Here is a 14,362-nt window from a genome sequence, read left to right as displayed (position 1 = left end):
GCGGCGGTTGTGGCTCTTGCGCTCAGCCCTGCACCAACCAGCCAAACGGCTCGCCCAACCCTGACGATGCCATCTCTGGACCCACCCAACTCCCTTGATGAATGGAGCCCCATGCAGATCACAAACCACAACACCACCACCAACACCAGCAACGCCACGCACTCAGCCAGGTTGATCGGCAGCTGCCGCATCACACCCGCTGACTCGCCAGAAGACGTGCGACACATGATTTTTGAAACGGACGACGCCGGGTTTGATGCTCGGGTGGGCCAATGCATCCGGGTCATGGCACCCGGTCAATTTGGCAACCTCCACCATACACGGCTGTACTCCTTGGCCCATATTGACCACACTGACGCACAGTGCACCGAGTTTTCCTTGCTGGTGCGGCGTTGCACCTACCTCGACGACTTCAGCGGCGAGCGTTATGACGGTGTCGCCTCCAACTACCTGTGTGACCTGCCGATGGGCAATGTGATGACATTTTCCGGCCCGGTTGGGCACCCGTTCTCCATTCCTGCCAATCGCCGCGTACCGCTGCTGATGGTGGGCATGGGCACCGGCATCGCCCCATTTCGGGGGCTTGTCAGCCGAATCTACGACGCCCGAGGGGGCTGGGAAGGCAAGGTCCGGCTGTTTTATGGCGCCCGCAGTGGCCTGGAAATGCTGTACATGAACACCGAGAACGCTGACCTGGCCAACTATTTTGACCAGGCCACCTTCAAGGCGTTTCAGGCGCTCACCCCACGACCCCATTTTGACGAACCACCGGCCTTGGGCGCCGCCTTGGACCAGCACGCCAGCGAGCTCAAAGAGATGCTGCAGGACCCGCAAACACACATCTTCATCGCCGGACCACAGGCCATGCTGGGCCAGGTCGAGAACAGCTTCGAACGCATTGTGGGCAACACCGGGGACTGGCCCACGCTGTACCAACACCTGCTTGACAGCGGCCGCTGGAACCAGGTCTTGTATTAAAAAAGCCGATCAGGCAAAGCGTGATCGGCTGGGATGGACGGTTGATGTGTCCTTCAGAAGCGGCCAAGCAGAAAACTGATTCAGTTCAACAGCTCGGGCATATGATTTGGCGGAAGCTGTGAGATTCGAACTCACGGATGTCGTAAAACATCGCCGGTTTTCAAGACCGGTGCCTTAAACCGCTCGGCCAAGCTTCCATGCCTGAATTGTAGCTTGAGGTGCCGGGCAACTCCGTTGTAGAGTTGTCAACTTGGTCCTGCCTTATGATTTGCCCGGTGCGACACCCCCGGCTCTTGCCATGCTTCAAGGAAACCACATGAAAGCCTTCCCTGCCGAAAGTCACCGCCTGTTTTCGCGCATCCCCTTCAGTGCGGCTGTGACACTGCACCTGCCTGGCAAAACCCTGGAGGTCAGCTTGCTGGACCTGGCACTCAAAGGCGCCTTGGTGCAAACCGATGTGCCTGAAGACGTTCAGCTTCAGGCGCCGTGCCGCCTGTTGTTGCCACTGTCCAACGACGGTGAGACGATTGAGATGGCAGGCACGGTGGCCCATTTGAAAGGTTGTCACATCGGCATGCGCTGTGAGCACATTGACCTGACCAGCCTGACCTTGTTGCGTCGCCTGCTGGAGCTCAACACCGGGGACGCCGATTTGATGGACCGCGAACTGTCCCACCTTTTCTCCAGTCGGCAGGCCTGAGCCAAGCCAAGTAACGGCGCACGATCAGGCGAGGTTACATTCCCGCCGCAACAAAGACAACGCGTCACTGAGCTTGCTGTCGTGGTCACTCAACAGGATGGATTGCGCTTCGGCCACAAAGTCCAACCACAGCCGGGTGTAGTCGTCCTGATGCTGCTCCGGCGCGTGTTCCTGCACAAATTGGGTCGCCTTCTCCGGGAAAAAGCCACTTTTGCGCATCTTGCGGATCAGGGTGGCGGCTGACTTGTCGGTCAACAAGGTTTTGGGCGGACTGCCAGCCGCCACACACACACACAGGGTCAGCAAGGTGCCGTCGTCACCATGACCCTGGGTCAGCTTGTCCCAGGCCGCTGAACGCGCACGGTCGTGTTGGCCCACTTCACTCAAGGCATCTTCAATCCAGAAGTAGCGCCCCATGAATGCGGGCGTCTGGTCAAACAGCTTGCGCACGCCCAAACGTGCATCGAGCAGTTTGGGCAAATCAGACACCACACTGTCACGCACAGAGGCCACCACCTCGGTGTATTCGGCAGGCAAGTTTTTTGGCAATACCAAGGATAAAGCGACTGCAGCCCTTTCCTTACGGCGCAACATTGCTATCATTTTTTCAAACACCGGCCAATCAGGCAGCTCCTTGCGCCGCGTGGCGGCCACCAGCAGAGCGGTACGGATCACTGCCTCGGCATCGGGCTCGTAGTCTTGCAACTCATCAGCGGCCAGCCCCAACTGGTCCGCCATCCACAAAGCAGCGTCCACCACCCGCGCCACACGTTGACGCGCCGCCAGTTCGACTTGAACCTCGGCAAAACTTGCCAAGGACCAGCGCGCCAGTTGCGGGATATGCCGGTCCGAAAAACCGCCACGTTCGTTCATGCCGAAGTGGGTGTTTTGCGGCATCACGATCATCGCCTTGAGCAGGTCCGAGCCCGCTTTGGAACGCGACAGGAAAGAGTGGTCACGCAACAAGGTGGCCGCCACACGCAGGTCACCCTCGCTGGCCAACTGCAGGTGCAGGCTGACCAGATTGACGATGCGGTCACGCGCTTTTTCAAGCTCGGGGCGCAGGAACTCGCTGCCAAAATAACGCGCAATCTGCACCATGCCTTTGGGCGCCTCCTCGCGGATGGCGTCGAGCTTGACGGCATCAATCAGTCCATGTTGGACACCGTACAACAGCGCCTTCTCAAAAAAAGGACGCCCGTCATACAAGGAGACGGTACCGGGGGCGCTTTCAGGAACAGGGGGAGTGATTGGCATGTTTGGCTGGGCTGGCACAAGACCGGCCCACAAGGCTAGATGGCGGACTCTTCGTCTGACTCGCGCGCCGCTGGGGTGGCTTTGCCCAGGTCGGTGTCACGGGTCTCGACCTTGCCGTCGTCTTCGGGCAGGTCTTCGGCGTCCAGCCCCAGCTCAAAGGCACGTGCTTTGGCGCGCAACACCACCAGCATTTCAATGAACAGGTCGGGCAACTCGTGGCGCAGCAGCCAGGCCAGCTGCATCCAGTCCTGGTCGGCCACCTCGTCCTGGTCCACACGCGGGCGTGCCCAGGCGTTGGCGCGCAGGTCGTCTTCGGAGACCATGTCGCCGTCATCTTCAACGGTGTCAAACACACCGGCACGGGCGAAAGCCTCCACACGGCTCCACTTTTCCTCAAAGTAATCGGCCAGCGCCTCGCTGCCACCTTCCAGGTCACCAATCGCAGTCAAAAACGCCAGCGGGTCGGCGCCATCACGAAAGATCACCGAGTTCATCATGCCGCGCAAATGGCCGCGCGTCAGGTCGCGGTACTGCTTTTCAATGACCACGGCGCGGGCAAACTGCTCGGGCGTGAGCATCAGGTTGATGATGGATGACTTGGAGTTGTCGTACTCACGGATCACCGCCAACACGTCTTTGGGCGGCAGCTGGGCCAGCACCTCCATCAGCGCGCCGTCCCCTTGGGCATCGGCCAGTTCAACCAGCGCCGACTCGGCGCCCACGATGTCGCCAGCGGCGATCAAGGACTGGGTCTTTTCAATCAGGGCCAAATGCTTCATGTCACTCCTTGCGGTCAAAACCTTGGCCTTCGAGCCAGTCGCCACTGTCGTCGTCGTGCTCTTGGTCAGTCTTTTGGGCGTGGTCATCGTCTGCATCAAAGTCGTGACCGTGATCCAGATGACGGGTCTGTGAACGACTGCCATGATCAGGCAGATCGTCCTGCTCCTCGTCGTTGGCCGGATCATGCTGATGAGGCGACGGACGCTGGTACAGGTACTCCAGCGTGGCAGCCACCGTCATGAACCAGTCACCCATGGGTTCCTTGAGTAACACATCGGCCAGCTTACTGGCCCAAGGTGTCAGTTGGATGGCATCCGCCAGACTGTCCCAGTCAGGGAACTCGTCGGACTCCAGCGTCAGCAACTGCTCCATGACAGCAGGTACTTTGAATTGGAAGCCGCCATGAAAAACCACGGCCACCATTTCGGGCGCGGTCTCCATCATCTGGCTCAAAAAGGCGAGTTGACTGCGCTTCTCCTGGAGGCGCTGGCGCAGCACGTCCTTGCCCTCGGAGTCCGAGGTCAGGTCATCAATTTCGGCCTGGTAGGCGTTGTGCAACGCGCGAAAAAAAGCAGACATGCTCATGGCAATACCTTCAGTAAACGCCGGCCTCAAACAAGGCGGCCAAAATAGTCGAGCCAGATCGCACGTGCGGTGTCCAGGGGACTGTCGAGCAGGTTGCGCTGGCGATTGTCATCGTAGGCTTGGCGCCGGTCCGGGTCAGACAGCACCTCATACGCTTCCTGCACCGCACGAAAACGCGCCGGAGCTTGGGGCGAGTCGTTGCGATCAGGGTGATGTACGGACGCCTGCTGGCGAAAAGCTTTCTTGATATCGGCAAGTGAGGCCGAGCTGGGCAGGCCCAAAGCGGCGTAATGGTCTTTATGCTGCATGAGGCGTGTAGATTGAAGGGCGCTTGGGATCTGACCCGATCCACCGGGGTGGTGCTTGGTGCGGCTGGCGGGGATCGAACCCACGACCCTTGGCTTCGGAGTGCCAGAAAATTGATGCGCACGTGCAGCAATTAATCAGCAACAAAGGTCTTCAATCTCCGTAACATGTTGATTTTACTCCAACTATCGGTTTTAAGCTGTGACGTCTCATTACGCTGAATTGTGACACTTAACAAATCAAAGTCACACAAGTCGAGCAAAAACACCAAACCGACGACAGCCTTGCATTAGACCATAGGCCTCCTTTTCCGGACAATCAGGCCCGCATCATTTGGCGACCCATCAGTCTCTTTTTTCCTCGGCGAACTGACATTGAGCAAGCCAACTGATCTCTGAGACTACGAACAGGTGCGATGCACTGGCCTCTTTAGGTTGCAGGGCTTCAAACAAATCTGCTCGACTGGCGCAGGCTCCGGACAAGTTCAAGAACATCGGCCGCAGGCTTGTCCGCACTGACTGCCTTGGTCATGCAACACGCAAGTTGAACATTGATGGACATCCGCCTCAAAGAGGCCAGCATCATTTGCCCGACCGAACGGAGCTCGTCAAACTACCAACATCGCCGCGACACCGCCGCGAAGCTGGTCCCTGATCAGCCTTCAACAGATAGATTTGTATCACAGCTACGCCTACGGCGGCTCTGCGATGGACCAACTGACGGACTTGGACATCCAATCCGATTGGGCAGTTTGAGGCAGACATAGACGTCACCGCGTCCCATGCGCGCGCAACAGCAACACATTGGCGACGGATATTTCCGCTGCGTACTGTAGCTTTTAGCTGCAGCAACACCAGGATCGTTTTGCCAGAACACTGCAAAACGATCTGTCAGCACGTCGTCTAGGCCGCGACGCGCCAAGTCGTATGCCTAAGACCCATGTCCGATAGCAAATCGGGCACCGCTTTATCTGGAAAAGTAGGAGTACTCCATGTCAGCCGTCCTGTCTCAATCCATCCAACCTATGCATGCTCGTTTATCTGATCGTTTTGCTGCGGCGCTCATCACGCTCACCGCTGCGGTACCTTGCCCACCGACTCAGCCCGGGATCAAGATGGTGATGACCAACGCTTTGTCCGCACTGCGCGCAGCAATGGTTGCGTTACCTACAGTAGGGGATGTGTTCGTCCCCTTTTGCAAAGATATTGAGACAGTCTGCAATGACTTTGCGGGTCTAGACCTCGTTGGTGCACAACATCAAATGCTAGGACTCCATGTGCAATACCCAGCATGGAGTTTGCTCGCCTGCACTCCCCTTGCTGACAACAGAGACTTGCAGGTCGCAATTGGCCTATCGTTGTGCACTGCATTGATGCTAGGCAAGCCTATAAGCAAAAAAACAGCAAATGAAATCCGGTCACTGCAGTCTAAATTGGCCGATGGCGTAATCAGCCAGACCCTGTTAAACGCTGCCGCTGAAAAGCTTAAACAGCGCCAAGTCACCAAAACAATAAATCTAGTCAAGCTCCAATCATCTGCCAGTGACAGATCTATATTTAGCCTCAACGCCGTGGTAATCGCCACCATCCAGGCCAGTCTGAGTTCACTGCGGACAGTCGAGCGCCAAGCGGCTGGACGAGACAACGAATTGAGTATCCAAGACCTCAGGACGGCCGCGGCTCAACTGCTTGTCCGGGTTGATCATGGTGATGGTGATGCGCTAGCCCTCTGCATTGCATATTGCATTGGCTTGCCTTGGGATATCTCGGTGCAGGTGCCATTTGCGCGCGGTCCTGGTCACGACAGCATGGTGGCATGGATTGATCCTGTAGCTGGCTTTATCTACGTCAACCTCACGCATGCGCTAGGTGACCTGTCTACAGCAGCCACGGCACAGCATGTCAACAGCACACTTTTGCTACGACGGCCATTGCCTATCTTGCTAGCGAACAGCTTGTACGAGGCCTATGTAAGTAATGGCGGTCTACAGCGTTTGAGCGCATTGACAATTCAAGCGGTCTCCAACCGAGCGAAGCTCAAATTGCCTGAGGTGCATCACAGCGCATCGGTTGCACGTTTTATAGCCTCACGAGGAACTGCGGCACTCAATGCAACTGAGCGACGTGATCTCGCTGCCTTTGCCACATTGTCCTTCCAGCTCGTGTCAAAGTCGGACCTGCACTACATCACACCGTCAGAGCAGGATATTTGGTCCGCGTGCGACAAGCATTACCAGCACGTTGGCTTTGGGGAGGCCGTGCCGACAACTGGATATGCACCGACTCACGTCGGCTCCAGGGTCACGCCATCGTCTGCGTGGATTCAGTCAATCTTTGACGAGGCAGCCAATGACCTCGAATCTAAAAAGGCCGGAAAAAAATATACCTTGAAGAGCGTCGTCAGTCACCACAACGCCTACGCAAGATATGTCGGACTGTTCTTCCAGCTCGTCGTTGGTGGCAGGAACCGCAAAAAAATCAATTTTTCTGCCCAGGCATGGCACCCTTCCGCCGCATTTGGCTTGATCGCCGATAAACCTCTTGGACCCACACGAGGCGTAACTCCCATCCCCATCTCAACGTTGCTGCGGAGGCAGATACGCCTCTGGCACGCCCACGTCCAGGCGCTGAAACGGCGATTTGATCGACTTGACCGGAGCATGCACCAAAAGTCAATTGACTATCTCCAACAAGTACTTGATGGCGAGCAAGTACCTATGCTCTTTTTGTTGGGGACGAATGGAGCAATCAAGTTACTGACGGCCGATCATCTCTTCCAGGGCGCTGCTTCCGGATTGAACCATGACTTTGGGCGGCACTTCATTGGCGACCATGCCACTCAACTGGGACTGCCGTTTGAAGACATCCAAGATTGGCTCCGCCACCACACCAATGGCGTATCGCATCATGAGTCAACCTCAGAACATGTGATTTATGTCTACTTGACTCGTACGGCGCGAGCGATTGATGACGTATTGGTCAATACCGATATCAAAGCGTTGTCCGGCCTCTCAAAGGAGGGGGCATGAGCAACGCACGTTCCGACAAAAAAGAAACTCTTGTACACAGCACAGGGGCCTTGGAGCTGATTGGGAGCGACATGTCCTTGATGATCATGCCAACAATGGCAACCCCACAATCAGCGGCCCGCTTCGAACGTTTTGTATCGGGTATGGATAAATGGATCGGATCTCTGTCCAAGCCACTGCGGCTTTTAACTTGCATGGTGTGCTGTGATGGTCTCCTGACCAAAACGAGCCTAACCGCGATGACTAAATTGTCTACGTCAGCGAGAAGGCATGACCAAGAGGTCTATGTATCGTGGACGGAAGACGACAATCATTTGCAGCGGCGGTACCTGTCTTCCCGCACGATCATTGCACTCAGGGATGTGCCCCACGACACAAACTGGGACAACGAGATTCAGTCCTTCACTTCGGTCCTCTCTGACCATTATCCCAACGCCCAAAAATGGCAACGCAAGGAACTCTGGGAAAAAGTGTTTGAGGATGCCGTCGCATGGCTCTACCTGATATGCCCACGGCAAACTCTTGCTTTCGCTACCGGAAATTTGCAATACAGTCTTCTATCGGATTGCGTTTTGGAACGTGCAAACGGAAGTCCCATGCCAGTCATGCAGATTGACTCGCCTGTCATTGATGACCTTGGTCCGTCACATGACGCGGCACTTGACATGCTACTTGATACCGAAGTTGAAGGTGCTCGCAATGCAAAGTTGCTGGGTGAAATCAAGGGCATCCTGACGCAATCAGGTTCGAACCGCGACGTCAGGGTGACTGATCACAAGTGGCGCGCGCAAGTGCAATCCAAGCTGGCCATCGTCACTGACCTTTTGACCAGCCAAGGCACCACAACCGACGCGTTTTTGTTGGGATGGGTTCATTTCTTGCTGACCACGGGGAGTGTCCGCCTTGAGAATCCAACCGTTACAACCATCGGTCGCTACTTCACTGCCGTGGCAAATTGTATTTCGGACCAATTGGCAGTCATTGATTCTTCGCCCTTTGACTTCACTGCAAAAAATTGGGAGGAGTTGTTCTGCCAGTTGACTGACCAACTATCCACGGATGTTGAGGGTCCTGCTATTGCGTCTTGCCATCAGTACTGCATTGCGACATTTGGGATTGATCCTCAACCGAAAATATTGTTTAAGTCGAGTCGTAAATCCCAACCCACCGCCAACGTTATTTGGCCTCATGAAACTGATCAACTATTACTTAGTTGCCAGCGGGTCTCAACGGACGTCAGGGTGGTGCAATCGGTCCAAGTGATGGTTGCGCTGGCTGCGGCAATACCGTTGAGAATTGGCGAGTTACACAGTTTGAGACTTCGCGATGTGAGCGTCAAAGATGGCGTACTGATAGTACATTTCGCCCCCGCACGCTCTGATCATCAAGGCAAAAGCGATGCAGCCCGGCGAATCATGACAGGGACAAATCCCGCACTTGTCGAGATCGTCGAGCGTTGGATCTTGCGGCGCCATAACGAGGGCGACAGTGATTGCAGCTATCTATTTGGTGACCCACACAGCCCAGCCAGAACCTACCGGTTTGGCTTATGTGCTCGCCTTTTGAATCAGCTATTGCGCTCCGTAACGGGCGACGATGGAGTTTCCTTCCATACCCTGCGGCACAGTTGGGTCACCGGCCGAATTTTGGCTGCGCTTGACAAGACCGAAGAGCATTCTTCCGTGTCACGCGTGCAGCAGCTGTCGGTTCAGACGGGCCACAACAACGTAGCAACTACCCTTATCCATTACTTCCATCAACCAGATCTTGCGTTACGACGGGCAATTGATCGTCAGCGCCAAAAACTCCAAGTGACATCTCGCGCGATGGCGTATTGGACAGGTACAACAAGCTCGGCTCTTCGCAAGGCCAAGCAACGATCAGTGGGCAAACGAGGTTTCTATTGCGCGCATTTGCATGCCTTTGCGATGACTCAGTATTCCCTCAAAACCGTACCGCTCATAGCAGCCACTCAAAGCACTCCAAATGGGATCCCATTCAACCTAGTACGGAAGGCCTTGTCAGATATTCAACTCGGCTTCTCTTCTTGCGCCATCGAAAGTCGTTGCTCTATATCTGCTGAAGACCTGTTGACGATTTGTCAATGTGCGGCGGAGCAAATCCACACGATGGACCAGAAGGCTCGCGGCCACAGGGCTGTTCCTTTGTCGCCGCATGTCCACAAAGATCACGCATTGCAATGGGTCCGCGACGGGCTCCAACGCCACGATTTGGCATGTGCGCTTGCGTGCGAGCCACTCCTGCTCACGTTGTCAACACAATTGGATAGGGCCTGTTCACCAAACCAGTTGCATCATCGGGCTGCCAAGGTTTGGCTAAATAGCAAAAGTGGCTCTGTATTGGATATGACCCAGGCAGAGTTTGCAAAGCCACTCGTTGAGCTGTTACACCAGGCGAACTTCCCCGGCAGCGCATTGCTGCTGCGTTCACATTGCGTGGACATCAAATCAAAGCATGCATTGCTCAACCTCCTGGTAAGCCCAGCAGTTCAACAGGCCAAGCTACAAGTTGAGTCAGTGATCAATGTGCCTTTGCGCGTCGAAGCGGTTGCACCCCGGCGCGGACAGCCATCAACCTATCTTTTGTTGGCCAGATCAACGATCACAAAAAATGCTGCGACACCTGCCGCGATGCTGCGCATGTCGGGATTCCATGGCCTAATTTTCACCATGGCAACCTGGTGTCACCAGCAATGCATGATGGGTGCGACTAAAAAATGAACCAACCTAAAGAGATATTCAGAATTCTGGTTGGTTTGACGGACAGACCCCGGGAGATTGATGCCGAGTCCTCACGCATCTCCCGAATTCGGTCAGCAATTTTTCAGATCTTGAGGCCTTTGTCTATTGATGATCGGATCCATTTTTTGCTGGACTCCAGCCAGAGTGAGCATAAGCAATGGCTCGTGGTCTGCATCAGGCCGAGTCGACAACTATCGCTCTTCTCTGAAATCAGTGACATGTTGTCCACTGCAAGTCTTCAAAATAATCCAGAGAATCAAAACGCCTATCAACTAATGGTTGAGGCCTTTCATTATTTACAGATCTTGAACCAAGCAGCACGCTGGACTCCGGATCAGTTTTTTGAGCTGGTACAGCAGGTACCAGTTGATCAAAACCTTGCTCCAGTCCGCCGCTTAGCATTCAATGATGCTGCTGCGGAGCTAAGAGGTCCTGACGGACACACCAGGCGCGTCCAAATTCCAATTGGACCAAGACGGCACACCATCCAGCAGGATGTATCGATACAGTTTGACGTCGTTATGGTTGGCCACGCAGAAGCTGTTGTTACTCCACCCAAATCAGCAAGGCGTCAACTAAAGATAAAAGATCGACGCGTAAGTTTGTATTGGCTCCCACAACGGTTGCCACACGCTATGTCGAAACTTGAGCGGGTACGAGACACAGCTACCCAGTTGGCCAATGCAACGGTCCGCTTGACCGTTGACCGAAATGGTGTTGTCAAAGCCCTCGAGTTGTGTCGATTTGACGATGATTGAATCTGACCTCAACTGTAAACGCACCTACCGCACAAACGCTATTTCCTACATCTTCCTACAATCCGTTCCCTGTCGGACCAAAACCTGATGCCCGGACACCGGCGACCCTGATCGTCTTCTATTGATCCATCCGGTGTCCTACCCCGTTTGAAGTCGTCTTTCTTGTTCACTATTTTTCTCTCATTTCTCCAAGGATCAGTTCCCCATGCCAATCTCTGCTTCCACCCTCACTGCCCTGCAAAAGGCCGGTACTGCCATATTCCATGCCGACGAAAAGTTGAAAAGTGAAGTCGCTGCCTACGCCCAACGCGCCAACGCCGCCGTCCTCAACAACCCCTACAGCCTGGGCAACGCTGCCCTCATCGAAAGCTGGCAAGTCACAGCCCGTCTGTCCAAGAGGCTGTCGGGCATCGAAGAAGAACTGCGCGAGCTCTATCGCATTGCCGGTGAACTGACCGAAGAAGACCTGCCCATCGTGCGCGAGACCCGCGCCCTGAGCGCGCCGGCCAGCGTACCAACCAGCACGGGCACCAAGAAGGCTGCCAAGAAGACTGTCACCAAAGCCGTCGACCTCAGCGCCACCACCGTCAAGGTGAAAAAAGCGACCCGAAAACAAACGGCCAAGGCAACCACGGCGCCAACAGCTGCACCCACCGCTGCACCCACCGCCAAAGCAGCTACACCGCTTGCCAAAGGCAAGAAGACCGCAGCCAAGACCCCAACAGGCAAACCGACCAGCAAAGCGCCTGTGACCCAGCCCGCGATCAAAGCCATTGCCAAGGGCGCCAAGGTCAAGGCCGGCACCACAGCAGTTGCCACCCAGGAACTCCAAGGCAACCCCGCCAAGCTCCTGGCCTATCTGGTGAAGATTCTCAACACCGACAAGTTTGAGCACATCATCCAGACCGTGGTGGCCAAAGACACAGGCATCCCCTTGGGCTCCATGACCGCAGCACTGGCTCGCCTGACCAAAGAGGGCCGACTGGTGGCCGGTCCCCAGGGCAGCTACAAGCTGGTCAAGGTGGCGATCAAGGCAACCAAGAAGAGCCCGGCACTGGCAAAGAAACCGGCAGCAGCACCGGCAAAGGCCCCAACACCAGCATCAACCCCTGCACCAGCTGCGACAACAGCCCCTGCATCCGCACCTGCTCCGACACCAGTCCAGCCCGAAGTCCAGGCAGTAGCGACGCCTGAGGCTCAGGCCTAAGCAGGACGATCTCTCAGGCGTATGAAGCTGCTTGTGCGCCTTCTGGGTCTGGGCTTGTGGCTGAGTCTGTAGCTCGGTGCCTCCCAGGTCCAGGCCTGGGGCGTACAAGGCCATCATGTCATTGCCAACCTGGCCTGGGCTCAACTGACACCACAGACCAAGACAGAGGTGTCACGGCTACTGGCACTGGAGCCCTGAGAAACACTGGCCTCCATCTCATCCTGGGCCGATGAGCACCGCAGTCCCAGCACCGCACGCTGGCACTATGTGAACTTCCCCAGGGAGTCCTGTGTGTACCAGCGTGAGCGCGATTGTCCCGATGGCCAGTGTGCGGTGGAAGCCGTCGAGAAGCAAACCGAGGTGCTGGCTTCAAAAGCTTCCGATGACAAACGACTTCTGGCACTGAAGTACCTGGTTCACTTCGTGGGGGATGTGCACCAACCCTTGCATGCCGGGTATGGTGATGACCGGGGCGGCAACAGCTACCAGATACAGGCATTCGGAAAAGGCAGCAATCTGCATGCGTTTTGGGACAACGGCCTGATCAAGACCTTGCAGGAAGACACGGGCACGCTGAGCCAGCGTCTGCTGATCAAGACCCTCAAGAACTCGACAGCACCGTGGAACGCGGCACAGGCGGCCCAAGCATCCTGCAAGATCGTGGCCAGTGAAGGCTTTTATCCGTGTCGGTTTGTGGGCCAGGATTACATTCAGGCATTCACGCCGGTGATGGAGAACCAGCTGGTGACGGCTGGTGCAAGGTTGGCGGAGTTGCTCAATCGGGTATTGCGCTGACGCCAGATGGCTTGAGGGCTTGCATCGCTCCAGAGGTTTTCTGAAAGTTACCTGTCATTTACATCCGCTTCAAACAAACACCTTAGACTGATCCTGGGCTCCAAAGCCCCTGCGTTTTGCCTCAGCGCGGCCCTCAAGGGATTTACCCCAGCACTGACACTGCTGGGATTTTTTTGCTTGGAACTGACTCGACGGATATTGCTAACCATTTGTGCAATTGACCAGCAGCAGAATCACTCCCCGTCGGTCAACGGCACAAGAAGCTCCCATGGCGCCACATCAAGAGCTACCGCCAATCGTTCGATATTGCCCAGTGAAATATTCCACTGGCTTCGCTCCACTGCTGAAACGTAGGTCCGATCCAGCTCACACTCCAACGCCAGCCGCTCCTGCGACCACTCCTTGCGCACTCGCAGTGATCGGACGCGGTACGCCAACACACCGCGCAGGTCTTTGCTGTCAGGTTTGAATGGTGGAAGAGATGGTTTTGCAGACACTCCCCAAGCATCTCGATTTGTTATATTTGTATCTACGGAGTTTGCTATTCATTTCGTTTTACTTAGGAAACAACCATGCGTTTGCTGTTAGCCATTTTTCTGCCATTCATTGCGTTCTTCACCATAGGTCGCCCAATTGCCGGTGTCATTTGCTTGGTGCTTCAGCTGACGCTGATTGGTTGGTTGCCCGCAGCCATCTGGGCGGTTTACGCACTGAGTCAGTACAAGACCGACAAAAAAATCGAGCAGGCACTGGCAACCGTCAGTAATCGTTAGGTGGCACCAAGAACATCGGCATGGCATCCAGCCATGTCAGACAACACACAAATCAAAATAATGAAGATCAGTCGCATGAACACCCGGAATATCCGTATTCACCCTTCTGCAGCCCTCATTGCGCTCCTGCTGCTTGCGGGATGCCTTGGCGGTGAACCACCGACCGAAGATGACGTGACGGCAATAACAACGAAGTCTTTGGAGTTGAGCAATGCCATCAGCGGATGGAAACCCGTCGAAGTTCACGTTTCCAATTTGAAGTGCAATCGGGTTGGGGATGCCTATGCATGTAGCTATGACATGCAAGCCAAAATGCGCAGAAGTGATTTCATGACAGGAAAGGTTAAGGAAAGCGACCTCGACCAGAGGGGCATGACTGGCAAATACATCAAGGCCGGCGAGGTATGGACCCGCTCGTTGTGATCTTCAATGG

14 protein-coding genes and 1 tRNA gene are annotated in these 14,362 nt (G+C 55.4%); 9 read left to right on the top strand and 6 right to left on the bottom strand.

The features are described from left to right. Window positions 1-111 precede the first annotated feature (111 nt). Window positions 112-978, top strand: a complete 867-nt coding sequence (locus FDG13_RS13525) for an FAD-binding oxidoreductase (protein ID WP_180128737.1) — start codon at window positions 112-114, stop codon at window positions 976-978. Between the two features lie 107 nt (window positions 979-1,085). On the opposite strand, the gene FDG13_RS13520 is transcribed toward FDG13_RS13525, so the two are convergent. Continuing rightward, window positions 1,086-1,175 (bottom strand) — tRNA-Ser (locus FDG13_RS13520). A gap of 119 nt (window positions 1,176-1,294) precedes the next feature. On the opposite strand from FDG13_RS13520, the gene FDG13_RS13515 reads away from it, so the two are divergent. Then, entirely contained in the window at window positions 1,295-1,678 is a 384-nt protein-coding gene (locus FDG13_RS13515; RefSeq protein ID WP_158081247.1) for a PilZ domain-containing protein, read from the top strand. Window positions 1,679-1,702: 24 nt separating this feature from the next. Here the strand turns inward: FDG13_RS13515 and FDG13_RS13510 are convergent, their stop codons facing one another. The 4 genes from FDG13_RS13510 to FDG13_RS13495 are packed head-to-tail and all read right to left on the bottom strand — an operon-like array spanning window position 1,703 to window position 4,608. Continuing rightward, complete coding sequence (locus tag FDG13_RS13510) at window positions 1,703-2,935, bottom strand: hypothetical protein (protein ID WP_180128734.1); 1,233 nt, start codon at window positions 2,933-2,935, stop codon at window positions 1,703-1,705. Window positions 2,936-2,970: 35 nt separating this feature from the next. Next, on the bottom strand, window positions 2,971-3,714 hold the full coding sequence (locus FDG13_RS13505) for a hypothetical protein (RefSeq protein WP_180128731.1): 744 nt from the start codon (window positions 3,712-3,714) through the stop codon (window positions 2,971-2,973). Between the two features lies 1 nt (window position 3,715). Further along, window positions 3,716-4,300 carry a hypothetical protein gene (locus tag FDG13_RS13500; protein WP_180128728.1) on the bottom strand — a complete coding sequence of 195 codons (585 nt, stop codon included), beginning with the start codon at window positions 4,298-4,300 and terminating at the stop codon, window positions 3,716-3,718. Between the two features lie 26 nt (window positions 4,301-4,326). After that, the gene (locus FDG13_RS13495; RefSeq protein WP_180128724.1) at window positions 4,327-4,608 is read right to left on the bottom strand and encodes a DnaJ domain-containing protein; all 282 of its coding nucleotides are present in this window, start codon (window positions 4,606-4,608) and stop codon (window positions 4,327-4,329) included. 989 nt (window positions 4,609-5,597) lie between these two features. Between FDG13_RS13495 and FDG13_RS13490 the strand changes: the two genes are divergently transcribed. The 5 genes from FDG13_RS13490 to FDG13_RS13470 all read left to right on the top strand — a co-directional run bounded on the left by FDG13_RS13490 (window position 5,598) and on the right by FDG13_RS13470 (window position 13,156). After that, a complete protein-coding gene (locus tag FDG13_RS13490; protein ID WP_180128719.1) occupies window positions 5,598-7,634 on the top strand; it encodes a hypothetical protein in 2,037 nt (678 codons plus the stop codon). Continuing rightward, window positions 7,631-10,375, top strand: a complete 2,745-nt coding sequence (locus FDG13_RS13485) for a tyrosine-type recombinase/integrase (protein WP_180128716.1) — start codon at window positions 7,631-7,633, stop codon at window positions 10,373-10,375. Before FDG13_RS13490 ends, FDG13_RS13485 begins: the two co-directional genes overlap by 4 nt. Continuing rightward, entirely contained in the window at window positions 10,372-11,154 is a 783-nt protein-coding gene (locus FDG13_RS13480) for a hypothetical protein (RefSeq protein ID WP_180128712.1), read from the top strand. The genes FDG13_RS13485 and FDG13_RS13480 overlap by 4 nt, the downstream gene beginning before the upstream one ends. Window positions 11,155-11,359: 205 nt before the next feature. Continuing rightward, complete coding sequence (locus tag FDG13_RS13475) at window positions 11,360-12,361, top strand: hypothetical protein (protein ID WP_180128710.1); 1,002 nt, start codon at window positions 11,360-11,362, stop codon at window positions 12,359-12,361. Window positions 12,362-12,565: 204 nt separating this feature from the next. Then, window positions 12,566-13,156, top strand: coding sequence for a S1/P1 nuclease (locus FDG13_RS13470; RefSeq protein WP_180129446.1), 591 nt, complete (start codon window positions 12,566-12,568; stop codon window positions 13,154-13,156). Window positions 13,157-13,389: 233 nt separating this feature from the next. On the opposite strand, the gene FDG13_RS13465 is transcribed toward FDG13_RS13470, so the two are convergent. After that, window positions 13,390-13,596 (bottom strand): helix-turn-helix domain-containing protein, encoded by a 207-nt coding sequence (locus FDG13_RS13465; RefSeq protein WP_370528232.1) that lies wholly within the window; start codon window positions 13,594-13,596, stop codon window positions 13,390-13,392. A gap of 132 nt (window positions 13,597-13,728) precedes the next feature. On the opposite strand from FDG13_RS13465, the gene FDG13_RS13460 reads away from it, so the two are divergent. Further along, on the top strand, window positions 13,729-13,929 hold the full coding sequence (locus FDG13_RS13460) for a YqaE/Pmp3 family membrane protein (protein ID WP_180128704.1): 201 nt from the start codon (window positions 13,729-13,731) through the stop codon (window positions 13,927-13,929). Window positions 13,930-14,004: 75 nt separating this feature from the next. Continuing rightward, on the top strand, window positions 14,005-14,352 hold the full coding sequence (locus FDG13_RS13455; RefSeq protein WP_180128701.1) for a hypothetical protein: 348 nt from the start codon (window positions 14,005-14,007) through the stop codon (window positions 14,350-14,352). Window positions 14,353-14,362: the final 10 nt, after the last annotated feature.

It is taken from the genome of Rhodoferax sp. BLA1, assembly GCF_013416775.1.
GTDB lineage: Bacteria > Pseudomonadota > Gammaproteobacteria > Burkholderiales > Burkholderiaceae_C > Rhodoferax.
The sequence above is the reverse complement of the archived record's forward strand: the minus strand, read 5'-3'. Positions and strand labels throughout refer to the sequence as shown.